Below are 25,376 nucleotides of genomic sequence, written 5' to 3'. Positions count from 1 at the left end.
ACCCTTCGTCCGCTCGGTCGATCACCGACGCTCGACGCCTACGTACGGAGTGCGGACTGATGGGTTTCACACTGGAAGGACCGGTTCTGGAGGGCGAGTTCGTGCGCCTGGAGCCGCTGGGGCACCACCACGTCGCGGGTCTGGCGGAGGCGGCGGAGGAGGACCGGGACTCGTACCGCTACACCTGGGTGCCGGGGCGGGGGGAGGCCGGGGCGTACGTCGACGCGCAGCTCGGCCGGGCCGCCGAGGGCAGGCTCGCCCCGTACGCGCAGATCGACCTGGCGAGCGGCCGGATCGTCGGCCACACCTCCTTCTGGGACCCGCGCCCCTGGCCCTCCGGGGAGGGGCTGTGCGCGATCGAGATCGGCTTCACCTGGCTCGCGGCCTCCGCGCAGGGCACCGGGGTGAACGCCGAGGCCAAGTACCTGCTCTTCCGGCACGCCTTCGAGAACTGGGGCGTGGCCCGCGTCGACCTGAAGACCGACGCCCGCAACGCCCGCTCACGGGCCGCGATCGCGGGCGTCGGCGCGAGCTTCGAGGGCGTCCTGCGGAACTCGGCCGGGTCCTGGGTGCCGGGCGAGGACGGCCGCCTCCGTGACACGGCCGTCTTCTCGGTCGTCGTCGAGGAGTGGCCCGAGCGCCGGGCGGCACTCGAGGAGCGTCTGGCCGGGATCCGGGAACGACGCGCGTCGGGACGGTGACGCGGGTGTCCGTGTGGGACCCGTCTCACAGTGCGGCACCCCTTGATCGATCAAGTGGGCCGGGGGTTACCATATGAGCGCCGCCTAGCTCGAAAGATACTTCTGTGACTGTCAATGACGACTCGTTCACCAGCTGGAAGAACCGCGAGGAGATCGCGGAGTCGATGATCCCGATCATCGGGAAGCTGCACCGGGAGCAGGACGTCACCGTCCTGGTCCACAGCCGCTCCCTGGTGAACAAGTCGGTGGTCAGCATCCTGAAGACCCACCGCTTCGCCCGGCAGATCGACGGCGAGGAGCTCTCGGTCACCGAGACCCTGCCGTTCCTCGAGACGCTCACCACTCTCGACCTGGGCCCGTGCCAGATCGACATCGGCGTGCTGGCCGCGGACTACAAGACCGACAGCCGCGGTCTCTCCGTGGCCGAGTTCACCGCCGAGGCCGTCGCCGGCGCCATCGGCGAGAACAAGGTCGAGCGCCGTGACGGCCGCGACGTCGTCCTCTACGGCTTCGGCCGCATCGGCCGCCTCGTCGCCCGCCTCCTCATCGAGAAGGCCGGCTCCGGCAACGGTCTGCGCCTGCGCGCGATCGTCGTCCGCGGCGGTGGTGAGCAGGACCTCGTGAAGCGCGCCTCGCTGCTGCGCCGCGACTCCATCCACGGCCAGTTCCAGGGCACGATCACGGTCGACGAGGCGAACGGCACCATCGTCGCCAACGGCAACACGATCAAGGTGATCTACGCCAACGACCCCTCCGAGGTCGACTACACGGCGTACGGCATCGAGAACGCCATCCTGATCGACAACACCGGCAAGTGGCGGGACCGCGAGGGCCTCTCCAAGCACCTGCGCCCCGGCATCGACAAGGTCGTCCTGACCGCGCCCGGCAAGGGTGACGTGCCGAACATCGTGCACGGCGTCAACCACGACACGATCAAGCCGGACGAGCAGGTCATCTCCTGCGCCTCCTGCACCACCAACGCGATCGTCCCGCCGCTGAAGGCCATGGACGACGAGTACGGCGTGCTGCGCGGCCACGTGGAGACGGTCCACTCGTTCACGAACGACCAGAACCTCCTGGACAACTACCACAAGGCCGACCGCCGCGGCCGTTCCGCGCCGCTCAACATGGTGATCACCGAGACCGGTGCCGCCTCGGCCGTCGCCAAGGCGCTGCCGGACCTCAAGGCCCCGATCACCGGCAGCTCGATCCGCGTCCCCGTCCCGGACGTCTCGATCGCGATCCTGAGCCTGCGCCTGGGCCGCGAGACCACCCGCGAAGAGGTCCTCGAGTACCTCCGCGACGTCTCGCTGCACTCGCCGCTGAAGCGCCAGATCGACTTCACCACGGCCCCCGACGCCGTCTCGATGGACTTCGTCGGCTCGCGCCACGCGTCCATCGTCGACGCCGGCGCGACCAAGGTCGACGGCGACAACGCGATCCTGTACCTGTGGTACGACAACGAGTTCGGCTACTCGTGCCAGGTCATCCGGGTCGTCCAGCACGTCTCCGGCGTGGAGTACCCGACCTTCCCGTCCCCGGCGGTCTGATCTCCGCGAGCACGACCGCACGTCCGCGCGCCGCACTTCCCGTCCGGGGGGTGCGGCGCGCCGCCGTCTCCGCCGCGGCCTGACCCGGCGAACCGCTCACGGCCCGCCGGCGTCCCTCCCGCCATGAACACGCTCACGCACGGGACACGTCAGCTGCTGCGCTTCACGGTCCTGGAGGCGCGCTGCTGCGCCTTCGCCGTGGCGCTCGTCGGCGGCATAGCCGTCTCGACCCTGCTGCCCGAGCTGCCCGTCGCCCGCTACGACCTGCTGCTCCTGTACGGCGCCGGGCTCACCGTCCTGGCGTGGCGGCTCGGCTGGGACACCGGTCGCGACGTCGCCGTGATCGCCGGCTGCCACGCCATCGGCCTGCTCTTCGAGCTGGTCAAGGTACGGATGGGCTCCTGGAGCTATCCGGAGGAGGCCCTGACCAAGTTCGGCGGCGTGCCGCTGTACGGCGGGTTCCTGTACGCGGCGCTCGGCAGCTACGTCTGCCGGGCCTGGCGCCTGTTCGACCTGCGGCTCACGGGCTACCGGCCCCGGATCACGGCGGTCCTCGCGGGAGCCGTGTACGTGAACTTCTTCAGCCACCACTGGCTGCCCGACGCCCGCTGGGTCCTCGCCGCGCTGCTCCTGGCGGCGACGGCGGGGACCTGGGTCCGCTTCCGGGTCGGCGAGAGCGACCACCGGATGCCCCTGGCCCTGTCCTTCGTCCTGATCGGCTTCTTCCTCTGGGTCGCCGAGAACGCGGCCACGTACGTCGGCGCCTGGAGCTATCCGGACCAGCTGGACGGCTGGCAGCCGGTCCCCCTCGCGAAGTTCGGCGCCTGGGCGCTGCTCGTCACGGTCACGTTCACCCTGGCCGCGCGAATGAATCGGACATTTTTCGCGCATGATCGCCCGCGCCGTGCTACAGTCGATCTCAGTTGCAGTCGTGGTTCCCAATGAACTGACAAGTGCCTTCGACGATTCGACATCGTCAGGCACTTCATGTGTTTTCGGTGCAGTTTTCCGGACGGGGCAATCATCACGGCGACACCGGGACCCGCACAGTGCGGTTCCCAGGGGTACGCCCCGTTAAGGAGATCTGACATGGCCAACGGCACCGTCAAGTGGTTCAACTCGGAAAAGGGCTTCGGCTTCATCGAGCAGGAGGGTGGCGGCCCGGACGTGTTCGCCCACTACTCCAACATCGCCACCTCCGGCTTCCGTGAGCTCCAGGAAGGCCAGAAGGTGACCTTCGACGTCACGCAGGGCCAGAAGGGCCCGCAGGCGGAGAACATCCTCCCCGCCTGACGTTGACACGTCCGACGCGGCCGGAGTCCCCACCCATGCGGTGGGGACCCCGGCCCGTCGCTTTTTCCCGCCCTTTCCACGGACTTCTCCGCCCTTTCCACGGACCAGGTGCCGCATGACCACCACGCCCCGCAAGGACGCCCCCGAGGCCTCCGTGACCTTCGCCGCGTTCGGCCTGCCGGCCGCCCTGCTCGCGGAACTCACCCGCCGCGGTGTCGAGGCGCCCTTCCCGATCCAGGCCGCCACGCTGCCGGACGCCCTCGCGGGCCGCGACGTCCTCGGCCGCGGGCAGACCGGATCCGGCAAGACCCTCGCCTTCGGTCTGCCGCTGCTCGCCCGCACCGCCGGGCGCCGGGCCGAGGCCCGCAAGCCGCTCGCCCTGGTCCTGGTCCCCACCCGCGAGCTGGCCCAGCAGGTCGCCGACGACCTCGCCCCCTACGCCGACGCGCTGGGGCTGCGCCTGGCCACCGTGGTCGGCGGCCTGTCGATCGGGCGGCAGGCCACCGCGCTGCGCGACGGCGCCGAGGTCCTGATCGCCACGCCCGGCCGGCTCATGGACCTCGTCGAGCGCAAGGACTGCCGTCTCGACCGGGTGGCCGTCGCCGTCCTCGACGAGGCCGACCGGATGGCCGACATGGGCTTCCTTCCGCAGGTCACCGAGCTGCTCGACCTGGTGCCGGGCGACGGCCAGCGGCTGCTGTTCTCGGCCACGCTCGACCGTGACGTCGACGAGCTGGTCGAGCGCTACCTCCAGGATCCGGCCGGGCACTCCGTCGACCCGTCGGCCGCGGCCGTCTCCACGATGGAGCACCACGTGCTGCACGTGCACGGCCCCGACAAGTTCGCCACCGCCACGGAGATCGCCGCCCGCGACGGGCGCGTGATCATGTTCCTGCGCACCAAGGCCTCCGTCGACCGCTTCACCAAGCACCTGCTGGGCAGCGGGGTGCGGGCCGCGGCGCTGCACGGCGGCAAGTCACAGCCGCTGCGGGCCAGGACCCTGGAGCGCTTCAGGACCGGCGAGGTCCCCGTCCTGGTCGTCACGGACGTGGCGGCGCGCGGCATCCACGTCGACGAGCTCGACCTCGTCGTCAACGTCGACCCGCCCGCCGACGGCAAGGACTACCTGCACCGCGGCGGGCGCACGGCGCGTGCCGGGGAGTCGGGCGTCGTCGTCACCCTCGTCACCCCCGAGGAGCGCCAGGACGTGGCCAAGGTCATGACCGACGCCGGCATCCGGCCCGTCGTCACCCGGGTCCGCTCCGGCGAGGCCGAGCTGACCCGTATCACCGGCGCCCGGAAGCCCTCGGGCATACCGGTCGACGGCAGCGCACCGAGCCAGGAGGGCGTCAAGCGCGGCGGCGCGGCCTTCCGGGGCATCGGCACCGTCCCGGGCCGCCCGGGTCGCGCGAAGAACGAGTCCCGCCGCGCCGCCGAGGCCCGCAAGACCGCCGAGGCCCGCCGGGCGGCGAAGGTCCGGCGGGGCGGCTGAGCGGACGGCTTCCCTTCGTCGGGCCGGCAGGCCGACAGGCCGTCTGACCACCTGCCGGCCCGACGGCCGGGAGCCCCGGCTCCCGGCCGGTCCGGCGGACGCCGTCAGACGCTCCAGATCTCCTTCATCGTGTCCACTTCGCCCTTGGCGTTCAGCGTGACCTCGTAGACGTTGCCGTAGCAGCCGTAAGGGGCCTCCACCTTGGGGTAGTCCTCGGTGGGAGCGCCGATCTCCTGGGCCAGGCAGCGGTCGATGTGCAGCGCCAGCTGCTCGTGGTCGACCTGCTTCGACTGGCCGGAGCCGAGGGCCAGATACGCCTTGACGTTCTCGGGAAGGACGTAGTGCTTGGTCGGGTCCCCCGGCTCGGCGCCGTAGATCCAGTCGTTCGGCGTGCAGTGCGGCTTGGCCTCGGAGGCCTCGAAGCCGCCGGCGTCCCGCATGAGCTGGACCTTCAGCTTCATGATCCCGGCGGGCAGGGTCGGCGGAGTGCCGCAGTCGCCGCCCTTTCCGTCACCGTCGACGTCGTCGGCCGGGGCTCCGTCCCCGGTCTCGCCGGGATCCGACGTCTTGGACGCCGCGTCCGACGGCGAGGCCCCTGCGCTGGAACCGCCGGTCACGCCCTGGGCGTCGGGGTCCTCCGGACCGCAGGCGGCGACGCCGCCCAGTGCGGCGAGAAGCGCGATCGTGCCGAGAACACGGCGAGTTGAGGTCATTCTTCCATTCCCCCGAATGAGAGAGCTCTATGTCGTGATCATGATTGATCGACGGGGCTTTCTACACCACGGAGTCGCCGAAGGGCCAATCGGCGCGGCCCGTCAGTCCCGCGCGGGAGCCGTCCTCGTGACCAGCAGGCCCACCAGGAGGCTCGCGAGGAGCAGGAGGCCGGACGTGGACCAGAGGGCGACGGAGTACGAACTCAGGACGGTCGCGTTCGCCTGCGCGACGGCCTCGGACGCCGCTGCCGGGAGGTAGTGCGGGTCGATGAGGACACCACGCCGGACCGCGTCCTTCAGGGGTTCCGGAAGGCCCTCGACCTCGCCGAGGCGGCCGGAGATCCCCGAGGCGACGATGCTGCCGAACAGCGGGACGGCGAGCCTGCCGCCGAGGCTCTGGGCCGCCAGGACGGCTCCCGCCGTGCCGCCGGAGCCCTGCGGGCCGGTCGCTCCGGTCGCGGCGTCGAGCAGCGGCCCGAGGGCCAGGCCGAGGCCCAGGCCGAGAAGGAGGATGCCGGGCAGGACGAGTGCGGCGTACGAGCTGTCGACCTCGAGCCGGGCCAGGAGTCCCACGCCGACGGCCGCGACGGCCAGGCCCGGGACGACGAGAAGGCGGGGCGCGAGCCGGGCCTGGAGGCGGCCGGAGACCTGGGCGGTCACGAGGACGGTGCCAGCCAGGGGCAGCAGGGCGAGTCCGGTCCGGGACGGCGCGTAGCCCAGACCGGCCTGCAGATAGAGGAACAGGACCAGGAACACGATGGATGTGCTCAGCCCGGCGAGGGCGAGGGCGAGGAACGCGCCGACGCGGTCACGGTCCCCGAACAGCCCCGGCGGGACGAGCGGGCTGCTCGTGCGGGTCTGCCACCAGACGAAGGCCCCCAGGAGGACCACTCCGACCAGCAGGAGGAGCATGGTCATGGGCGTGATCCAGCCGCGGCCGTACACGACCTCCGCCTGGTGGAAGCCGTACAGGAGCGCGGCGAGCGCGCCGGTGCCCATCAGCAGGCCCGGTACGTCGAGGCGGGCCGGGGTGCGGGCCGACCGGTCGTCCACCAGCCCGACGGCGGGGATCACGGCGACGAGGGCGAGCGGGACCGCGGCGTACAGGCACCAGCGCCAGCTCAGGGCCTCGACCAGCCAGCCGCCCGCGAACGCGCCGACGGCCAGGCCGCCGCCGGCGAACACGGCGTAGACCCCGAAGGCCGTGCCGCGCTCCTTCGGGTCGGTGAAGCCGCCTGCCACCAGGGCGAGCGCGGCCGAGGAGAGCAGCGCGGCGAACGCGCCCTGGAGGGCGAATGCCGTGATGAGCACGGCGGCGGTGGGGGCCGCCCCGCCGACCGCGGAGGCGGCGGCGAAACCGGCCAGACCGACGATCGCCGCCCTTTTGCGGCCCAGGAGATCGGTGAGGTGTCCGCCGAGCAGGAGCAGTATGCCGAAGGCGATCCCGTAGGAGAAGGGCAGCAGGGGGAGGTCTCCGACGGGCATGCCGAGGTCGGCCTGGATGAACGGCAGCGCCACGTTCGTGCTCGTCGAACCGACGAGCACGAGGAACTGCGCCAGCGCGGCCACGGCGAGCCCGACCCACCGCCGGGGTGACGGGCCCGCCCGGCCGGCCGGGGTGGTGGGCGGGCCCCACGCTCCGGGCCCGGCGTCCACGGCCGGTCCGAAGCCCGGCGGCGGCGTGCCGGCGGCCGGCGCCGGCGGGGTGTACGCGGGGTGCGGCGGGAGCGGCTGGGGCGGTGCGGGGTTCTGGGCCGGAATGCGCGGGTCCTGGGCCGGCACCCGCGTCTCCGGCGCGAAGTCGAGCAACTGTGCTGCGTGACGGCCCAGTTGGGCGAGTACGGCGCCGGGCAGCCACTCTCCCGCCCCGTCCGCCGCCGTGCGCGCCGCCACCTCGGCGGGAGTCGGCCGGTGCGCCGGGTCCTTGTGCAGGCACTCCCGTACGAGATCGAGCAGCGAGTCCGGCACGCCCGTGAGGTCCGGCTCGTCCTCCGCGATCCGGAAGAGGTGCGCGCCGAGTCCGGTGTCGGTGGCGCCGAAGAGGAGCCGGCCGGTGGCGGCGTACACGAGGACGGCGCCGAGGCAGAACACGTCGCTGGCCGGGGTGAGTTCGAGCCCGCGCACCTGCTCGGGCGACATGAAGCCGGGCGAGCCGATCAGCATGCCCGTGCGGGTGTGCAGGCTGTCGCCGCCGAGGCCGTCCATGGCCCGGGCGATGCCGAAGTCGATCACGCGCGGCCCGTCCACGGTCACGAGGACGTTGGAGGGCTTCAGGTCGCGGTGGATCAGCCCCGCCGCGTGCACGGACCCCAGTGCCGCGGCGAGCCGGTGGGCGAGGGTGCGGACCGAGTGCTCGGGCAGCGGACCGAAGTCCTTCGCCACCACGGCCGCCAGGTCGGGTCCGGGGATGTACCGGGTCGCCACCCACGGCACCGGCGCCTCGGTGTCGGCGTCGAGCACAGCCGCCGTCCACTCCCCGCCCACCCGCCGGGCGGCCTCCACCTCGCGCGCGAAGCGCCGCCGGAACTCGGGGTGCTGGGCGTACTCGGCCTGCACGACCTTGACGGCGACCGTCCGTCCGGCCTCGGAGCGGCCGAGGTACACCAGCCCCATCCCGCCCGCACCGAGCCGGGCGATGAGGCGGTACGGGCCGATGCGCGTCGGATCTTCGGTGATCAACTGGTCCACGAAATCAACATAGTTGAGGCGCGCACGGTCCGGGGCGGGATCCGCAGGGCCGGGCGATGGAACCGGACCGCGCCGCACGGGGACATAATGCGCAGGCGGGCAGCAACCGCAAGGACCTACCATCCCCTCCATGATCAACTGGATAGCCGTCGCGGACGCCGACTGCGCCGTGCCCGCCGCCCCGCCCATGAACGACCTCGTCCGCGAGCTGTCCCGCGCCCTGGCGGATCCCGATCCCCTGGTCCGGGACGGCGCGCCCTACACCGTCCTCGCCACCTGGATCGCCCGCGGGGCGATCGAGGAGTCCCGGCGGCTCGAACTGGGGGACGAGATGGCCGCCCGGTTCGACGACCCGCGGACCGAGGCCCGCACCTTCGCGCCCCTCGTGCTCGACATGCTGGTGAGAGCGGGGGACTTCAAGGCCGACTGGGTGGACGCCTTCGAGCGGTGGTACCCGGCGGAGCGCGACCTCCGCGGCCACGACGCGACGCTCGGCTGGCTCCACGCGGTCGCGCACGGCGCGGACCTGCTCGCCTCCTTCGGCCGGCACCCCGAAGTGGCTCCGGTACGCATGCTGGACCTCGCGGCGGCGCGCCTGACGGCACCCACCGACCACGTCTACGACCAGCTGGAGGACGACCGGCTGGCCCGGGCCGTCGCCCTCGTCCTCACCCGCACCGACCTGAGCGAGAGCGAAGCCGTCGGCTGGCTGGCTCCGATCGCCGACCGCTTCGGCGCCGACCGCATCAGCACCCCCGTGCCCGCCCACATCAGCAACTGCCTGCGCACCCTGCGCCTGCTCCACCTGCTCGCCGACCGGGGCGTACGCCCCACCTCCGAACAGCCCGCGCAACCCCTCGCCCACCGCGAGGCGGTCAAGTCCGGCGTCGCCGCCGTCCTCGACCGGATCGTCAAGCGCTGACCGGCGACGGTCCCCGCCTCACAGGTCGTGGGGCCGGCTGCCGCCCCCACGGCGGCAGCCGACCCGACGGCGCCCACACTGGCGCGGCGCGCTGGAAGGCCGGTGAAGTCCCGCTGGAGCGAAGGCCTCGGAGCGGTCATGAGGGGCAAGGGCGCGGGGAGGGAGCCGCCGGACCGCCCGCGGGAAAAGCCCGTGCCCGTCACCGGTGGAAGGTCCTATGATCATCGCGATGACGACTCACCTCCTTCACAGATCGGGGGTCCCGTCCGCGCAAGGTGAGTGCTGATGGCCACTCCCTCCGCGTACGAGGACTCCTACCTCTCCCGCTGGCTGCGCGTGCGCGAGTTCGCCGTGCCGCCCTCCATGATCGAGACCGCGACCGCCCGCCGTCGGGCCGGGGACTGGGCGGGGGCCTGTGCCGCCGCCCGTGTCGACGTCGATCTCGACCTCCGCGCACTGGCACGGAGCCACGGCTCGGAACTCGTCTCCCGCGTGCGGGGCGATCTGCGCCGCCTGGCCCCGGACCTGCTGCGCTGGCACATGCCGAGGATCGCCCCGGACGGGCTGCTGCGCCCGGGCCTCACCGTCGCCCTCGCCCGGTACGACACCGGGAACCGCGACGGTACGGGCCCCGTGCATCTGGTGGCCCGGACCGCGCCCGCCTGGGCGGACTCCGGGCAGCGGATCAGCCTCGCGCTCTGGGACCGGTCCGCCTCCGGCGCCGGCCCCGGGCCCGCGCATCCCCATCCGCATCCCCATCCCCGGTTCCGGCTCGACCTGCACCGCCACCTCTGGGACGCGAGCCGCGCCGGTGAACTGCGCACGCGCTCCGGAGCCGACGGCCCGCCCGGCGGGCCTCCCTCCCCGGGGCCGCCGCGGGACGGGCCCCACCACGCCGTGGACCGGTGGACGGCCGAGGCCGCGATCCTGCTGCGCGCCGAGGGCCGGCCGGCGGGTCCGGTGGCCGTACGCCTGGGCAGGGCGCACCGGTTGCTCCTGGACGCCGATCCGGCGCAGGGCCCGGCCGGGGACCCGCCCCGCGCGCCGGCCCCGACCGCCCTCCGCGTCGCCCCCGCCCGGCGCGACTCCGTCACGGTGCCCGTCCTGCCGGACGCCGCCACCTGGCTGCCGCCCGATCTGGAGCTGCTGCGTGCCGGTCTCGTCGAGGCCGGGCAGCTGCACCCGCTCGTCGCCGCCGCGCTCGTACCGGGCCACGTACCGACCGGTCCGCCGCGGCCGCCCGACGGGGCGGGCGCGCCGCGCCTCGTGGAGTGCCGGGGCGCGCGGCACCGGATCGGCCTGGTCGACGGGGTGCTGACACCGCTCGACCACGACCCGGCCGAACTCCGGCGCGAGGAGCTGCTCGTCGCGCTGACCGGCACCGCGCTCCCCTGCGTGCGAGCCGTCGACGAGGCGCACCGGTGCCCGGACCGCCTCAGCGGTGTCCGCGAGCGGCTCGACCACGGTGACGTGGCCGGGGCGCTGGCCGTCGTCGAGGGCCTGCTCGGCCCCGCCGCGCTGCTGCGCGACGGGGCTCTCCGGGACGCGCTGGAGACGGCGGCGCGGCAGCGCGTCACGTACGGGCTCTACCGGGCCGGGCTCTTCGGCCCCGCGCCCGGCCGGAAGCTCGTACCCCCCGTACCCCTCCGCGGAACACGTCCGGACGGCCGCCGCACGCGTGGCGCGCGCCCGCGTCACGCCACGACCGCGTCCTCTTCCGCGTCCCGCTGACGGAAACCCCGTTCCCCTCCTCCTTCCTCAGGTGATCTCCCATGCCCGCACGTGTGTCCTCCGCCGCGACCCCGTCCACCGAACTCGACGTCGCCGGAGCCCTGTTGTCCCTTCTGCGCGACACCACCACCGAGCCCCGGCCCGACCCCCAGCTGGAGGCGCTGACCCTGGCCGTCGCCGCCGACCTGCCGGTCCTGCTGTGGGGTGAGCCGGGCATCGGCAAGACCGCGGCCCTGACGCAGCTCGCCGCCTCGCTCGGCCTGCCGCTGACCACGGTCATCGCGAGCGTGCACGAACCCACCGACTTCTCCGGCCTGCCGGTCGTCGGGGACGACCCCGCGGAACAGGGCGTGCCGATGGCCCCGCCGGAATGGGCCGTGCGTCTGGTGCGGGCCGGCCGGGGCCTGCTGTTCCTGGACGAGCTCTCCACCGCTCCCCCGGCCGTCCAGGCGGCCCTGCTCCGTCTCGTCCTGGAACGCCGGATCGGAACCCTCGTCCTCCCGCCCGACGTACGGATCGTCGCGGCCGCCAATCCGCGGTCCTCGGCCGCCGACGGCTGGGAGCTCAGCCCGCCGCTCGCCAACCGCTTCGTCCATCTGCGGTGGACCCACGACACCGAGGTCGTGGTCCGCGGCCTCGGGGGCGTCTGGCCGCGTGCCACGCTCCCCCGGCTCGCCCCGGAGAGGCTGACGGAGGCCGTGGGCATCGCCCGGCGTGCGGTCTGCGGTCTGCTGACGGCCCGCCCGGCGCTCGTCCACCGGCTGCCGAGCGGCGAGGCCATGCGCGGCGGCCCCTGGCCCTCGCCCCGGAGCTGGGACATGGCGCTGCGGCTCGTCGCCTTCGCGACCGCCGCCGAGGTCACGCGGGACGTGCTCTCGCAACTGGTCAGGGGGGTCGTCGGGGACGGTCCGGGACTCGAACTCCTGGCCTGGCTCGACCGGATGGACCTTCCTGATCCCGAACTGCTCCTCGCCGACCCCGAGGGGGCCGAGCTGCCCGAGCGCGGGGACCGCCGCCAGGCGGCCTTGGAGGGGGTCGTGGAGGCGGTCGCCCGGCGCCCGGAGAAGCCCCGCTGGGACGCGGCATGGGCGCTGCTCGCCCGTGCGCTGGAGTCGGGTCCCCCGGACCTGGTGGTCGTGCCGGCGACGACGCTGGCCGGGCTGCGCCGGGAGGACTGGGACGTACCGGCGTCGATCGAACGGCTCGCCGGGGTCGTGGCCCTGTCGCGGCGCGCGGACCGGGCGGGCGGGCGCGTGACGGCGGCCGCGACGGCGGGGGCGGGGCGATGAGGGCGGGCTCCGTCGTGCCGAAGGGTGCGCTGGACGTGGAGAAGCTGTACGCCGCCCGTCTGCACGCCGTACGCGTCCGGCCGTATCTGGCGACCGCGCTGTTCGCGCTGCACACCGTGGAGTCGCGGGAGGTGCCGACCATGGCGGTGGACCGGTACTGGCGGTGCTACGTCTCACCGGGGTTCGTCGACCGGACCCCGGTGGAGGAGCTCGCCGGGGTGTGGGTGCACGAGGTGACGCATCTGCTCCGCGACCACCACGGGCGCAGCGACCGGGTGGCGCGGGAGCGCGGTCTGGCGGGTTCGGGCGAGCGGCTGCGGATGAACATCGCCGCGGACTGCGAGATCAACGACGACGTGTTCGGCGACGGGCTCCCCAGGCCCGAAGGGGCGGTTCATCCGGAGCTGTTGGGACTTCCCGAAGGGGAGCTGATGGAGGACTACCTGCGGCAGTTCCAGCTCGGCCCGCGCACGCGGGACGCGGGCTGGCTGGACTGCGGCAGCGGTGCCGACGGGCTCGACCGGGCCTGGGACCTCGGAGCGGACGGCGCCGAGGGGTTGAGCGTCCAGGAGCAGGACGCCGTGCGGTTCCGGGTGGCCCAGGCGATCACCGGGCGGCCGGGCAGCACGCCGAAGGGCTGGCGGCGGTGGGCAGAGGAGGCGTTCCACCCGCCGCAGGCGTGGCGGGAGTTGCTGGGAGCGGCCGTCAGATCGGCGGCGTACGGCTCCGGCGCCGGGGACGACTACTCGTACGGGCGGCCGTCGCGGCGCTCGGCCTCCGTGCCCGGCGCCGTGCTGCCGAGCCTGCGGCGCAGCCCGCCGCGGGTCTCCGTCGTCATCGACACCTCGGGGTCGGTCAGCGACGCCGAACTGGGCAGCGCGCTCCTGGAGGTCGCGGCGATCGCGAGGGCGGTGGGCGGTCGGCGCGACCTGGTCGGCGTGCTGCCGTGCGACGCGGCGGCGCGGCTCGTCCATCCGTTGTGCCGCGCCGAGGGCATCCCGCTCGTGGGCGGTGGCGGTACGGATCTGCGCACCGGTTTCGCCGCGGCCCTGCGGGCGCGCCCGCGCCCCGACGTGCTCGTGGTCCTGACCGACGGTCAGACGCCGTGGCCGGCCGAGCGGCCGCCCTGCCGGACGGTGGTGGGCCTGTTCCCCCGCGCGCGGTCGTCCCGTTCGTGGCGCGAGCACGATCCCGACCACGTACCGGACGGGCCGCCGGAGTGGGCCCGGGTGGTCGACATCGGGTAGTCGGCGCGCGGTCGGACGTGAGCCGGATCACAGGGAACCTTCGTGTGGTGCGGGTCCTCCTCCAGGTGTCGGCACCCCTCGGCGCCGGCCCGATCTCGACCCCGATACGGAGGGGACCCCATGGCGGTCATCGACATCGAGCGGCCTCGCGCGGCGGGCGGCGGGCGTGCCGTCGCCGTGCTGCTCGCCGTCCTCGCGCTGGCGCACGTCTACTGGGCGACCGGCCTGACCTGGCCCGCCGCCGACGAGCGGAGCCTGTCGCTCGCCGTCCTGGGCGGTGTCGTGTCCTTCGGGCCGGCGGTGGTGCTGCCGCTCGCCGTGCTCGAAGCGTGCGCGGCGGTCGCGGTGGCCGCCCATGTGCGCGGTGTCGGCGGTGGTCGGGTCCCGCGCCTCGTCACGTACGCCGTGGCGGGCGGGATGCTGCTGCGCGGGGCGGCCGGTCTGGTGTGGATCGTCCTCGGCCGGGACGGTTCCGGGGCGGTCTTCCCGTGGCTGAACGCCCTGCTCTACACGCCCCTGAGCCTGGTCTTCGGCTGGACGGCCCTGCGTGCCGCCCGCTGAGGCCGCCGATCCGGTCGGCCGGGGCGTCGCGCTCGTGCGGGCCGCCCGGCGCGGCGACACCCTGGCCCTGCACGATCTGCTCGACCACCTCACTCCGTACATCGCGCGGATCTGCCGGCCCATCGCCCTCGACGACGGGCCGGACGCCACCCAGGAGGCCCTGGTCGCCGTCTTCACCTCGCTGCGGTCGCTGCGGGAGCCCGAGGCGCTGTACGGGTGGGTGCGGGCGATCTCCGTGCGGGAGGCGGTACGGGTCGCCAGGCGGGCGGCACGGGCGCGGCCGGCGGAGCTCCCCGACGTGCCGGAGCGGGGCGATCCGCTGTTGGCCGCCGACATCGGTGACGTCCTTGCCCGGTTGTCGCCGGCACACCGGGCGGTGCTGGTGCTGCGGGACGTCGAGGGGATGGACGAGGAGTCAGCGGCGGCGCTGCTCGGGGTGCCGGCGGGAACGGCGAAGTCCCGGTTGCACCGGGCACGGCAGAGCTTCCGAAAGGCGTGGTCCGGTTGAGCGGGGAAGAGGCGATGTTCGACGACGTGCGGCGGCTGCGGGTCATGGGCGCCGGTGTCCGGGGCGCGCGGATCGTGGAGCGGGTGCTGCCCGCGCCGCTGGACGTGGTGTGGGGTGTCATGGGCGATCTGGAGGGCGGCTTCGGGGAGTTCCAGCCGGACATGCGGTCGGTGCGGGTGCTGCGCCGGGACGGCGACCGGGTGGAGGCCCTGGCCCGCAGCCGGTACGGCCTCCGGGCCCGCCTCCACGGGGTGCTGCGGCCGGGCTGGTGCTGGCTGCAGAGCCGTTTCCTGGTCATCGGGATGGCGGCGGCGGACGAGGGCGGCTCGACCCGGGTGGCGCTCACCGGAGGCGTCCGGATCCCGGGGCGGGCCGCGCTGGTCCCGTTCGGGGCGCGCCGTGAACTGGAACGGGCCATGGCGCGCCTCGCCGAACGGGTCACGCGTCCTGGATCCGGCGGAACGGGTGGTCCGCCTCCAGGGTGAACGCGACGTCCAGGAGGGTGCGTTCGGATCCGGGGCGGCCGGAGAACATGACGCCGACGGGGAGGCCGTCGTCCGTCGCGCGGGTGCTGGGCAGGGAGATCGACGGGGTGCCGACGACGTTGTCGACGGGGGTGAACGCGACGTACGCGAGGATCCGTTCGACGAGTTCCGGGTAGGGGACGGTCGGCGCGAGGCGGCCGATCGGCGGCGCGGGGTGGGCGAGGACCGGGGTGAGGAGGAGGTCCAGGCCGCGGAAGGCAGCCGCGTAGGCCTCCTTCGTGCGCTTCAGTCTCCGCAGGACGCCGGGGGTGCGCCGCCAGTTCTCCAGGTACGTGGCGCGCAGCCCGCGGCTGAGGGCGTCCATGCGGTGCCGGTCGAAGTCCGTGCCGAGGGTCCGGCCGGTGGCGCCGAGGAGGAACGACAGCATTCCCCAGTAGGTGAGGAAGTCCTCGGTGAAGTGCGGGTCGATGGTCATCTCGACCGGTTCCACGGTGTGGCCGAGCCGTTCGAGCCTCGTCGCCGTCTCCGTGACGGCCTCGCGGGTGGCGGTGTCGGAGGTGACGCCGTTGGGCGAGTCGAGGAGGAATCCGATGCGAAGGCGTCGTCCGGAGGGGCCTTCGACGAGGCCCACGGGCGGCAGCTTCGGGTTGCGCCAGTGCGTCTCGGCGGCGGCGAGGAACGCGGCGGTGTCCCGCACGGAACGGGTCACGACGCCGTCGACGACGAGGTCCAGGGGCAGTTGGCGGCTCTGGGCGTTCGGCACGACCCTGCCCCGGGTCGGCTTGAGGCCGACGAGGCCGCAGCAGGCGGCGGGGATCCGGATGGAGCCGCCGCCGTCGTTGGCATGGGCGATCGGCACGGCTCCGGCGGCGACGAGCGCCGCGCTCCCGCCCGAGGAGCCGCCCGCGGAGTGGCCGGTGTGCCACGGGTTGCGGACGGGTTCGGCGGTCTCGTACTCCGTGGTCGGGCTGAAGCCGAACTCGGGCAGCCGGGTCTTGCCGAGCACCGTGACGCCGCTGCTCAGGAACTGCCGGGTGAAGGGCGCGTGCCGGCGGGCCGGCCGGGCCGTGAAGGCGGCGCTGCCGTGCCCGGTGGGCAGCCCCTGGTGGTCGGTGTTGTCCTTGACGAAGGTCGGGACGCCCGCGAAGACGCCACCGGCACCGGGCGCCGGGGCGCCGGCGTACACCTGGACCGCGTGGAGCCGCTCCTCGACGGCCCGCACCCGCTCGGCCGCGTCCCGGGCGGCCTCGGCCGCGCCGACCTCGCCGCGCCGGATCGCCTCGGCGAGCCCGACGGCGTCGTGCTCCCCCAGGGCGTCGTCCCGGAAGGCGTGCATCCTGGTCCCTGCGTCGAAAGTCGTCACCGCTGCCTCAGCCCCCGGCCTCGTGGATGGTCGTCCCCCATCATTGCCTACCAGTGGGTAACAGGCGAGGGGTCGACGGCCCGTACCGCGCTCGCGGCTCGTAGGATCGATGTCCGAGGGCTGCCCACCGGTGCCGCGAGGGGGACGAAGTGACGCTTTCCTTGAACGAGTTGATGGAGCTCACGGTGCCGGACCGGGTTCGGGGTCCTCTCGCCGCCGCGCGCCGCGCACGGCCGGACCACGGCGGTCCGGGTCGTCCCGTCGTCCGGCGGCGCAGGTCGCCCCTTCGCCTCGCGTCCTGCCCGCAGGGGGCGCCGACGGACCCCGGCCCGTGACTCCTCCGGCGCCTGACACCCCCGGCCCCTGACACCTCCGGCCACGACGACCCACGAGCCCGGCATGTCCTGAAGGACAGGCCCCGGCCCAGACCCATGAGTGAGGCCCTGATCATGACAACGACCGACACCACGACCGACAGCCCCGCCCTCGGCGTGGACGTCGACGCGCTCGTCGCGCGGCTCGCCGAGGGGGAGCGCGCATGGGCCGGGACCCCGCTGTCCGAGCGGCGTGACCTGCTGCTCGACGTGGGGGCCGCCACCGCCGCCGTGGCCGGGGAGTGGGTGCGGACCGCGGCCGGGATCAAGGGCCTCGACGCGGGTTCGCCGCTGGTGGGCGAGGAGTGGCTGAGCGGGCCGTACGCGGTGCTCGGCTACGTACAGGCACTGCAGGACACCCTGCGGCGCCTGGCCGAGGGGTCCGACGTGCTGGCCGACTGCCGTGTCCGGCCCGCCCCTGGCGGCCGGCTGGCCGTCCAGGTGGTCCCGTACGACACCTTCGACAAGCTGCTCCTGAACGGATTCCACGCCGAGGTCTGGACGAAGCCGGGCACCACCGAGCGGGCGCTGCGGGCCGGGGCCGGTCTCGGGCAGCTGACGCCGGAGGACACCCGGGGCGTGGCCCTGGTCCTCGGCGCCGGGAACATCTTCTCCATCACGCCGCTCGACGTGCTGTACCAGCTGTTCGCCGAGAACCGCACCGTCGTGCTCAAGCTGAACCCGGTCACCGATCCCCTGGCCGACGTCTTCCGGGCGGTCTTCCGGCCGTTGACCGACCGTCGTCTGGTCGAGATCGTCACGGGCGGCCCGGACGTCGGCGGGGCCCTCGCGCGGCACCCGGGCATCGCCGCCGTCCACATGACCGGCAGCGCGGCGACGCACGACGCGGTGGTCTGGGGCACGGGTGACGACGCGGCGGCCGCGAAGGCGGCCGGCAGGCCGAAGCTGGACAAGCCGATGACCAGCGAACTGGGCGGTGTCGGGCCGGTCATCGTCCTTCCCGGCGAGTGGTCCGCGGCCGATCTGCGGTTCCAGGCCGAGCACGTGGCCACCCAGCGCCTGCACAACAGCGGCTCCAACTGCATCGCGGCCCAGGTCGTCATCCTCAGCGCGGACTGGCCGCAGAAGGACGCCTTCCTCCACGCCCTGCGCCGGGCGCTCGCCGCGGCGCCCGCCCGCCCCGCCTGGTACCCCGGCTCCGAGGACCGGGTCCGGTCCGCCCGCGCGCTCCACCCGGCCGCCGAGGAGGTCGGCGGCACGCCGGAGCGGACCCTGATCACGGGCCTGGACCTCACGGACCCGGACGAGACCGCGTTCTCGACCGAGTACTTCGGCCCGGTGCTCGGCGTGGCCGAACTCCCGGGCACCGGAGCCGCGTTCCTCGACGCCGCCGTGGCGGCGGCCAACGACCGGCTGCACGGAACCCTGGGCGCCAACCTCATCGCCCACCCGGAGACGGTCAAGGCGCTCGGCCTCCGGTTCCGCGCGGCGATCGCGGAACTCCGCTACGGCACCGTCGGCGTCAACGCCTGGACGGGCATCGGCTATCTCACCCCCCGCGCCACCTGGGGCGCCTTCCCCGGGCACACCCTCGCGGACGTACGGAGCGGGATCGGCGTCGTCCACAACGCCCTGCTCCTGGACGACACCGAACGGACCGTCGTCACGGGCCCCTTCCGTCCCGCACCGCGCTCGGTGCTGCACGGCGAGCTCGCCCTCTCCCCCAAGCCCCCGTGGTTCACCACCCACACGGCGGCCGCCCGCACCGGCGAGCTCCTCACGGACTTCGCCGCCCGCCCGAGCTGGCGGAAGCTGCCGGGCGTCATCGCCGCCGCGATGCGCGGCTGAGGCGCGTCGCCGCGTGCGGCCCTCGCCGCACGCGGAGCCGCGTGAACGCCCCTCAGGTGACGGCCAGTTCGTTGACGGCGACATTGCCCCACTGACGGTTGGCCGCCTTGACGACGAGCCGCAGCTGCGAGGTGTCGACGGGCGCGGGCAGGGTGAGCGTGCGCCGTTCCACGGTGGAGGTGTTGCTGCTCCAGGTGAGGGCGGCGTCGGCGAGCCGGGTGGTCCAGGCCGAACCGTCCCAGGTCTGGACGTCGACCCGGGTGAATCCCTGCCCCTGGCCGAAGTGGGTGGCCAGGGTCAGCGCACCGACCCGGCGGACGGTCCTCAGGTCGAGCGTGATGCTGCCCGGGAGGGTCACGTTCACCGGGCTCGCCCAGCTGGTCGCCTCGCTCCCGTCGGCCACGGCGGCGATGGTCCCCTGGCCGGTGCCCATCGTGGTCGAGGGAAGGGGCGCCCCGTAGCTGCCCGGCGCGCCCTGGACGGCGCCGACGGCGACGGTGGCGGGCAGCGCGGCGCCGAGGATGTCGTGGCCGCCGTCGCCCGCGACGGCCAGGCCCGCGTCGATGGCGGCGGAGCCGGAGAGCGGCCGGTAGCAGGCCAGGTCGGTGCGCGAGGTGGCGGTGCCGGGGGCGGTGAGCCTGGGGTCCCCGGTGATCGCGGCGGTGTCCGGCGGGACGGGGCCGCCGCGGTAGAGGTTGTTCCGGTAGGTGATGCCGGCGGTGTCGTAGGGCAGGTTCGCCTGGTTGACGAAGAGGTTGTTGCGGAAGGTGACGTTCTTCGGGTTGTGGTAGACCTGCGCGATCTTGTACAGCGGCCGGCTCGGCGAGGACGAGACGTGGACGGTGTTGTTGTAGATGTCGACGCCGTCGGTGTTCGTGGAGAAGGTGAAGATCTCGTTGCCGTCGTTCTGGCTGATGTTGTAGCGGACGACCGCACTGGCGGGGGCGGTGCCCAGGGAGACGGAGAGGAAGAAGCCGCCGCCGTTGTCGTGGCTGTAGTTGTACTGGACCAGGCTGTCGTGGCTGGAGGCGTCCGCGTCGAAGGCGGTGCAGTCGAGCCCCCGGCCGCCGAAGCGGGCGCCGTACACCTCGTTGTACTGCACGGTCGTGCGGTCCGCGCCCGACCACCAGATGCCGACGTTGGTGGTGGTGGAGGTGGGCCGGGCGACGGTGTTGTACTCGATGAGGGTGTCGGCGACCTGGTTGGGGTTGATGCCGCCGGAACCGACGTCGTGGACGTGGTTGCCGCGGATCACCAGACCGGTGCTGGGCCGGAACGGGCCGTACTCGGTGGAGGGGATGCCCAGTTCGGCCCAGAGCGAGGTCCAGCCCTCGCGCTGCATCCAGGTGGACCAGGTGGTGATGCCGTACGCCTTGGTGTCGGCGATCTCGTTGTTCTCGATGAGCATGCCGGTGTAGTACGTCGGGACGCTGTTGCCGCGGACGTTCACGAGGATGCCGGCCGAGCCGATGTTGCCCTTGCCGAGCTGGGCCACGCCGTCGATGCCGTGCACGTACAGATCGCGCAGGGTGATGCCGGGGACGGCGCCGATGTCCTTGGCCCGGACCTCGACGCCCACGCGCCAGGTGGTGGAGCCGGTCCCGTTGGTGATCTCCAGGCCGTCGAGGGTCCAGTGCGCCAGGTTCTCCAGGAGGACCGCCGACGGCACGGTGTTGGCGCCCGCGATGACCGGCTTGGCGCCGCTGCCGTACGAGGTCGCGGTGACCGGGGCGCCCTCGGCGCCCGAGCCCTTGGGGGCGAACTGGCCGGTCCAGGTGCGTCCGGCGAGGAAGCGGACGGTGTCGCCCGGCTGGAAGACCTGCTGGTTCACCCGGGCCAGCGTGCGCCAGGGGGTGCCGGTGGAGGTGCCGTCGGCGGTGTCGCTCCCGCCGGCGGAGTCCACGTAGTACGTGGTGCCGGCCGCCGCCCGGGCGGTGGCGGGCGGAACGGCGACGGCCAGGGCCGTGCCGAGCGCCGCGGAGAGAAGGGTGCGCCTGCTGTGCATGAAGCCTCCTGAATCCTGAAGGAACGCCTACATCACCAAGGGACTTTCATAAGTGCTCGCCCCGGCATACGTGGTCACCCGGACCACTCCGGGCCGCTCTGGGCCACTCCGGGCTACTCCGGGCTACTCCGGGCTACTTGCCGATTCCCGCCGTCATGCCCTCGACGATGCGGCGGCCGCACCACAGATAGAGGACGATCATCGGGAAGACGAGGATGGCGATCCCCGCGAACATGCCGCCCCAGTCGGACGAGTACTGCATCGTCCCGTAGAGGTGCAGCAGGGCGACGGGCAGGGTGCGTTCGTCCTCGCCGGGGGCGATCACCATGACGAGCAGGGTGGAGTTCCACAGGCCGATCACGTTGAGGACGAGCACCGTGACGATGCCGGGCCGGGCCAGCGGGACGATCACCTGGACGAAGGTCCGCAGCGGTCCCGCCCCGTCCAGCTCGGCGGCCTCCTCCACCTCCTGGGGGAGGGAGCGGAGGTAGCCGCTGAGCACGAAGACGGCGAAGGGCAGGGAGAGCGCGACCTCGAAGACCAGCAGGGTGATCCGGTCGTCCCACCAGCCGGTGACCCAGTCCACCATGAACGTGCCGAGCGACAGCTTGACGACCACGACGGGAATGACCAGGGTCTGCAGCGGGATGCTCATGCCCATGGCGAAGTAGCCCGTCAGCCGCCCCGCGGCGCGCCGCGTCGAACGGGCGAGGACGTAGGCCGCGGGCGCCGCGAGCCCGACGATCAGGAACGAGCCGACCGCCGTGAGCAGGACGCTGTTGAGGGCGGCCCGGGAGAACTGCGCGGCCTGCCACGCCCGCGAGTAGTTCTGCCACTCCGGCGCGGACGGCAGGGCGAAGGGGTGGAGCCACACGTCGCCCGGAGCCTTGAGCGACTGGAGACCGACCCAGGCCACCAGGGCCAGGTTGAAGGCCACCCAGAGCCAGAGCGCGATCGCGGTCAGCCTCGGGAGCAGGACGTCTCCGACCACCCGGGCCGTCGGGCGGTCGACGCGTACGGGATTCACGAGAGCTCCACTCGGTCGCGGCGCGTGATGCGGCGGATCAGCAGGATCAGGACCACGGTGACCAGGACGACGTACACGCCCATGGCCGCGCCCTGCCCCAGGTCGGGGACGGTGTTGCCGCCGGAGACGGTGATGTACTGCTGGACGGCCACCGTGCGGGCTTCGAGCGGCGGATTGCCGGGGGTGCCGCCCGTCGTGAACGCGAGCACGATCTCGAAGACCTTGAGGCTGTTGACGACCCACAGCACGGCGGCCACGGAGAAGACGTCCCAGGTCAGCGGGAGCGTGATGTACCGGAACTGCTCCCACTTGGTGGCCCCGGCGAGGTGGGCGTCCTCGTAGAGGTGCGGGGGGATCGAGTCCACGGCCGACATCATCAGGGCGATGTAGAAGCCGGTCGACGACCACACCAGGCCGCCGATGACGCACCGGAACACCAGGTCGGGGCCGAGCCAGGGCGGCCCCTCGATCCCGACCGCGCCCAGGAGGCCGTTGACCGCTCCGTCGGGGTTGAGCAGGAAGCCGACGGCCGCGCCGACGGCGATCGCCGAGATGATCATGGGCAGGAAGACGACGGACCTGATGAACGCGCGGCCCCTCGTCTGCCGCAGCACGGTCATCGCCAGGAACGTGACCGTGAAGACGGCCGCGCCGCCGCCCACGGCCAGGACGAGCGTGTTCCCGAACGAGGACAGGAACGCGTCGTTCCGGAGCAGGGACGTGTAGTTCCTCAGCCCCCGCCAGGACATCTCGGCGCCGGGGCCGGGCCAGCGGTGGAGGCTGACCCAGACCCCGTACAGCGAGGGCGCGACGAACAGGGCGGTGTAGAGCACGAGCGCGGGGAGCAGGAGGGGCCAGAAGGCCCGCTCCCGCGCCGGGCGCAGCCTGCGCCGCCCGCGCTCCCTCGCTGGTGTGCTCGGACGGGAGTCGTGCGGGATCCGGACCGCTGTCGCGCTCATGGTCACCTGCTTCGGACGTCGGGGAGGCGGGGGGACGGGTCAGCCGTTGGAGGCGATGAACGTCGCGCTCTTCTGCCTGCCCCGGGCCACGAACTCCTCGGCGGAGAGCTTTCCGCCGAGGAGCTTGTCGTCGAGCGGCAGGAAGACGTCGGTCCACCAGGCGTTCAGGCCGGGGGCGCCGTCGTACGGCTTGTGGACCGCGGTGGCCCCCGTGATGGCCTTCTGCAGACCGGTCAGGTTCTCGGGCGCGGGGACGTCGGAGCGGGAGGGGATGTTCAGCGCCTCGGTGCCGATGCGCGCGGTGTACTTCTTCTGCTGGAAGAACGCGAGGAACTTCTTCGCGGCCCCGGGGTGCCTGCCCTTGGCGTTGACGCCCCAGCCGAGCGCCCCCGCCTCGACGGAGTTCTTTCCGCCGGCCGGGTACTGGAAGGAGTCGATGCGTGCGCCGGCGGGCAGCTTGGGCTTGATCTCGCTGGTCAGCCAGGTGCCGTTGATGTTCAGGTCGTAGCCGCCGGTGGCGAACCGGTCCTGGGCGGCGGGGTACTTGGTGGCCATGAACGACTTCTGGAAGTAGCCGCCGGCGGCGAGCTTCTCCACCTGCCGGGCCGCGGCCAGCACTTCCGGCCGGTCCCAGGCCCCGGCGTCGGTGCCGAGCGCGTACAGGCTGCCGGCGCCCTGGGCGCGGACCAGGGCCGAGTAGAACCAGTACGCGTTGTAGAAGGGGACCGTGCCGTCCTGGCCGAGGGGGGTGCGGCCGGCCTTCTTGGCCTTGTCGAGGTACGCGAGGAACTCGTCCCAGGTGCGCGGGGGCCGGCCGGCCAGTTCGGGGTGCCTGGTCGCGTCGAACCACACGCCGGTCGAGATGACGGTGTGCGGGATGAGGGCGAGGCCCTTCTCGTCGGACGAGGCCTGCTTCGCGGCGGTCGACAGCACCTCGCCGACGGTCCTGTCCTCTCCCGGGATCTTCGCGGTGAGCACGTCGTCGACCGGGGCCAGCAGGTTCTGGGCGCGGAACTTGGCCATGTTGTCGGTGGCGGTGTCGAAGAGGTCGGGTCCCCGGCCGGCGGCCATCTCGGTGGCGAGGGTGTCCGTGCCGTTGCGGCCCATCCACTTCACGTCGGCCTTGATGCCGGTCTGCGCGGTGAAGTCGGCGAGGGCCGCCTGGAATATCTTGGCCTGCGGTTCGTCCTTGCCCCAGGTCGACGTGTAGGAGAAGGACTTCGCCTCCTCGCCCGGGGCGGCGTCGCCGCCGTTCCTCTTGCCGCAGGCGGTGGCGGTGAGGGCCAGTGCGCCGAGCAGGGCGAAGGCGGTCACCCGTGTGCTGAGCTGCTTCATCGCGTCTTCTTTTCTGGGAGGTCCTGCGGGGGAAGGCTGGTCACCGTGCGCGTGCGGCGGGCGGTCTCGGCGGCCCACACCACGCGGTGCGTGGCGAGGCTCTCGCGGCCGGTGGACCGGATCGGCGTCGGGTCTCCGCTGCCGACGGCCTCGACGAAGGCGTCGAGCAGCGCCTCGTCGCCGCCGCCGTGGCCCTCGGCCGCGGAGGCGTCGGTTCCCGTGTCGGTGGTGATCGTGGTGCGGCTGTCGGTGAGGAAGTCGTGGACGCGGAGCCGTACGCCGTCGCCCTCGATGGAGCCGTGGGTGCCGAAGATCCGGGTCTTGCGGTGTTCCAGGGCGGCGAACGCCGTCATGGTGAAGCTGGCGGTGGTTCCGTCGCCGAACTCCATGTCGACGACCTGGCTGTCGACGACGTCGTTGCCCGCGTCGTACACGCAGCGGCCGTACGGGCCGTCCCGCAGGGCCGTCAGCACGCCCTGTTCGGTGTGGTCGCCGGTGACGGCCGACAGCGGCCACCACTCCTTGGCCGGATCGCCGAGGCAGTCGAGGTAGATCCGGCGGGCGGAGTACGGGCAGTCGGCCTCCACCCCGCAGTCGAGGCAGTGGGCGGCGGCGCCCTCGGGCCGCTTCTCCGGTCGGAAGTGCACGAGGTTCCCGAAGGAGGAGACCCGTCGCGGGAGGGCGCCCTTGATGTGGACCATCCAGTCCAGGTCGTGGCAGGCCTTGGCGAGGAGCATCGGCGCCGACGCGGCCTCCTTGCTCCAGTTCCCCCGTACGAAGGAGTGGGCCTGGTGCCACCAGCCGACCTGTTCCAGGTGCTGGATGTTCATGATCTCGCCGATGCGGCCCTCGTCCAGGAGCCGCTTGAGCGCCTCGGTGTAGCGCGTGTACCGCATGACGTGGCAGACGGCGAGGAGGACGCCGTGGCGTTCGGCCGCCTCGGTGATGCGGACGGCCTCCGCCTCGGTCGGCGCCATCGGCTTCTCCAGGAGGAGGTGGTAGCCGCGTTCGGCCGCGAGGACCGCGGGTCCGACGTGCATGCGGTCCTGGGTCGAGATGATCGCCGCGTCGGCGAGCCGGTCCCGGTCGAGCAGTGCGCGCCAGTCCGCGAAGACGTTCTCGTCGGGGATGCCGTGCTCCGCGGCGAAGCGCGTGCGGCGCTCCGCGTCCGGTTCGGCCACCGCCACCACCCGGGCCCGTCCGGTGACCAGGGCGCGGCGGGCGTACCCGGTGCCTCGTAACCCCGCCCCGATGACGGCAAGTTGGACTGGGGAACCCCTCATCGACGCACCCTCCACGGCTTGCGGCTCACTAATGAAGGATG

The 25,376-nt window shown here is 73.2% G+C and carries 21 protein-coding genes; 13 read left to right on the top strand and 8 right to left on the bottom strand.

The window, feature by feature from the left end:
• The first annotated feature begins 59 nt into the window (after window positions 1-59).
• The 5 genes from ACFYUS_RS14020 (at window position 60) to ACFYUS_RS14000 (ending at window position 5,036) form a co-directional block, all read left to right on the top strand.
• On the top strand, window positions 60-701 hold the full coding sequence (locus tag ACFYUS_RS14020) for a GNAT family N-acetyltransferase (protein ID WP_388850163.1): 642 nt from the start codon (window positions 60-62) through the stop codon (window positions 699-701).
• Window positions 702-805: 104 nt separating this feature from the next.
• Window positions 806-2,251, top strand: coding sequence for a glyceraldehyde-3-phosphate dehydrogenase (locus ACFYUS_RS14015; protein ID WP_388850160.1), 1,446 nt, complete (start codon window positions 806-808; stop codon window positions 2,249-2,251).
• A 123-nt stretch (window positions 2,252-2,374) separates the two neighbouring features.
• Complete coding sequence (locus ACFYUS_RS14010) at window positions 2,375-3,196, top strand: DUF817 domain-containing protein (protein WP_388850157.1); 822 nt, start codon at window positions 2,375-2,377, stop codon at window positions 3,194-3,196.
• Window positions 3,197-3,340: 144 nt separating this feature from the next.
• The gene (locus tag ACFYUS_RS14005; protein ID WP_015031667.1) at window positions 3,341-3,544 is read left to right on the top strand and encodes a cold-shock protein; all 204 of its coding nucleotides are present in this window, start codon (window positions 3,341-3,343) and stop codon (window positions 3,542-3,544) included.
• Between the two features lie 115 nt (window positions 3,545-3,659).
• Window positions 3,660-5,036, top strand: coding sequence for a DEAD/DEAH box helicase (locus tag ACFYUS_RS14000; protein ID WP_388850155.1), 1,377 nt, complete (start codon window positions 3,660-3,662; stop codon window positions 5,034-5,036).
• Between the two features lie 104 nt (window positions 5,037-5,140).
• Here the strand turns inward: ACFYUS_RS14000 and ACFYUS_RS13995 are convergent, their stop codons facing one another.
• Complete coding sequence (locus ACFYUS_RS13995; protein ID WP_388850152.1) at window positions 5,141-5,749, bottom strand: hypothetical protein; 609 nt, start codon at window positions 5,747-5,749, stop codon at window positions 5,141-5,143.
• Window positions 5,750-5,851: 102 nt separating this feature from the next.
• Window positions 5,852-8,437, bottom strand: coding sequence for a bifunctional serine/threonine protein kinase/MFS transporter (locus tag ACFYUS_RS13990; protein WP_388850149.1), 2,586 nt, complete (start codon window positions 8,435-8,437; stop codon window positions 5,852-5,854).
• A gap of 130 nt (window positions 8,438-8,567) precedes the next feature.
• Between ACFYUS_RS13990 and ACFYUS_RS13985 the strand changes: the two genes are divergently transcribed.
• The 7 genes from ACFYUS_RS13985 (at window position 8,568) to ACFYUS_RS13955 (ending at window position 15,180) form a co-directional block, all read left to right on the top strand.
• Window positions 8,568-9,359: a DUF2785 domain-containing protein gene (locus tag ACFYUS_RS13985; RefSeq protein WP_388850145.1), complete on the top strand. Its 792-nt coding sequence runs from the start codon at window positions 8,568-8,570 to the stop codon at window positions 9,357-9,359.
• A gap of 285 nt (window positions 9,360-9,644) precedes the next feature.
• Window positions 9,645-11,090: a hypothetical protein gene (locus ACFYUS_RS13980; protein WP_388850142.1), complete on the top strand. Its 1,446-nt coding sequence runs from the start codon at window positions 9,645-9,647 to the stop codon at window positions 11,088-11,090.
• Between the two features lie 41 nt (window positions 11,091-11,131).
• Window positions 11,132-12,379 carry an AAA family ATPase gene (locus ACFYUS_RS13975; RefSeq protein WP_388850139.1) on the top strand — a complete coding sequence of 416 codons (1,248 nt, stop codon included), beginning with the start codon at window positions 11,132-11,134 and terminating at the stop codon, window positions 12,377-12,379.
• Window positions 12,376-13,626 (top strand): VWA-like domain-containing protein, encoded by a 1,251-nt coding sequence (locus tag ACFYUS_RS13970; protein WP_388850136.1) that lies wholly within the window; start codon window positions 12,376-12,378, stop codon window positions 13,624-13,626. The genes ACFYUS_RS13975 and ACFYUS_RS13970 overlap by 4 nt, the downstream gene beginning before the upstream one ends.
• Window positions 13,627-13,746: 120 nt before the next feature.
• Window positions 13,747-14,187 carry a DUF3995 domain-containing protein gene (locus ACFYUS_RS13965; RefSeq protein WP_388850133.1) on the top strand — a complete coding sequence of 147 codons (441 nt, stop codon included), beginning with the start codon at window positions 13,747-13,749 and terminating at the stop codon, window positions 14,185-14,187.
• Window positions 14,174-14,695, top strand: coding sequence for an RNA polymerase sigma factor (locus ACFYUS_RS13960; RefSeq protein ID WP_388850130.1), 522 nt, complete (start codon window positions 14,174-14,176; stop codon window positions 14,693-14,695). The genes ACFYUS_RS13965 and ACFYUS_RS13960 overlap by 14 nt, the downstream gene beginning before the upstream one ends.
• Before the next feature lie 14 nt (window positions 14,696-14,709).
• The gene (locus ACFYUS_RS13955) at window positions 14,710-15,180 is read left to right on the top strand and encodes a hypothetical protein (protein WP_388850126.1); all 471 of its coding nucleotides are present in this window, start codon (window positions 14,710-14,712) and stop codon (window positions 15,178-15,180) included.
• Here ACFYUS_RS13955 and ACFYUS_RS13950 read toward each other — a convergent pair.
• Complete coding sequence (locus ACFYUS_RS13950; protein ID WP_388850603.1) at window positions 15,134-16,516, bottom strand: amidase; 1,383 nt, start codon at window positions 16,514-16,516, stop codon at window positions 15,134-15,136. The two genes, ACFYUS_RS13955 and ACFYUS_RS13950, sit on opposite strands and share 47 nt — an antisense overlap.
• 476 nt (window positions 16,517-16,992) lie before the next feature.
• On the opposite strand from ACFYUS_RS13950, the gene ACFYUS_RS13945 reads away from it, so the two are divergent.
• On the top strand, window positions 16,993-18,726 hold the full coding sequence (locus ACFYUS_RS13945) for an aldehyde dehydrogenase family protein (RefSeq protein WP_388850123.1): 1,734 nt from the start codon (window positions 16,993-16,995) through the stop codon (window positions 18,724-18,726).
• Between the two features lie 52 nt (window positions 18,727-18,778).
• Here the strand turns inward: ACFYUS_RS13945 and ACFYUS_RS13940 are convergent, their stop codons facing one another.
• The 5 genes from ACFYUS_RS13940 to ACFYUS_RS13920 all read right to left on the bottom strand — a co-directional run bounded on the left by ACFYUS_RS13940 (window position 18,779) and on the right by ACFYUS_RS13920 (window position 25,335).
• Window positions 18,779-20,731 carry a discoidin domain-containing protein gene (locus ACFYUS_RS13940; protein ID WP_388850120.1) on the bottom strand — a complete coding sequence of 651 codons (1,953 nt, stop codon included), beginning with the start codon at window positions 20,729-20,731 and terminating at the stop codon, window positions 18,779-18,781.
• Window positions 20,732-20,864: 133 nt separating this feature from the next.
• Window positions 20,865-21,758, bottom strand: coding sequence for a carbohydrate ABC transporter permease (locus tag ACFYUS_RS13935; protein ID WP_388850117.1), 894 nt, complete (start codon window positions 21,756-21,758; stop codon window positions 20,865-20,867).
• Complete coding sequence (locus ACFYUS_RS13930; protein ID WP_388850114.1) at window positions 21,755-22,717, bottom strand: carbohydrate ABC transporter permease; 963 nt, start codon at window positions 22,715-22,717, stop codon at window positions 21,755-21,757. Before ACFYUS_RS13930 ends, ACFYUS_RS13935 begins: the two co-directional genes overlap by 4 nt.
• Window positions 22,718-22,756: 39 nt before the next feature.
• Window positions 22,757-24,052: an extracellular solute-binding protein gene (locus ACFYUS_RS13925; protein ID WP_388850111.1), complete on the bottom strand. Its 1,296-nt coding sequence runs from the start codon at window positions 24,050-24,052 to the stop codon at window positions 22,757-22,759.
• Window positions 24,049-25,335: a Gfo/Idh/MocA family protein gene (locus ACFYUS_RS13920; protein WP_388850108.1), complete on the bottom strand. Its 1,287-nt coding sequence runs from the start codon at window positions 25,333-25,335 to the stop codon at window positions 24,049-24,051. Before ACFYUS_RS13920 ends, ACFYUS_RS13925 begins: the two co-directional genes overlap by 4 nt.
• Window positions 25,336-25,376: the final 41 nt, after the last annotated feature.

It is taken from the genome of Streptomyces sp. NPDC004284, from assembly GCF_042874035.1.
Taxonomy (GTDB): Bacteria; Actinomycetota; Actinomycetes; order Streptomycetales; family Streptomycetaceae; genus Streptomyces.
Note: the sequence above shows the minus strand (reverse complement) of the source record. Positions and strands in the feature narration are given on the sequence as shown.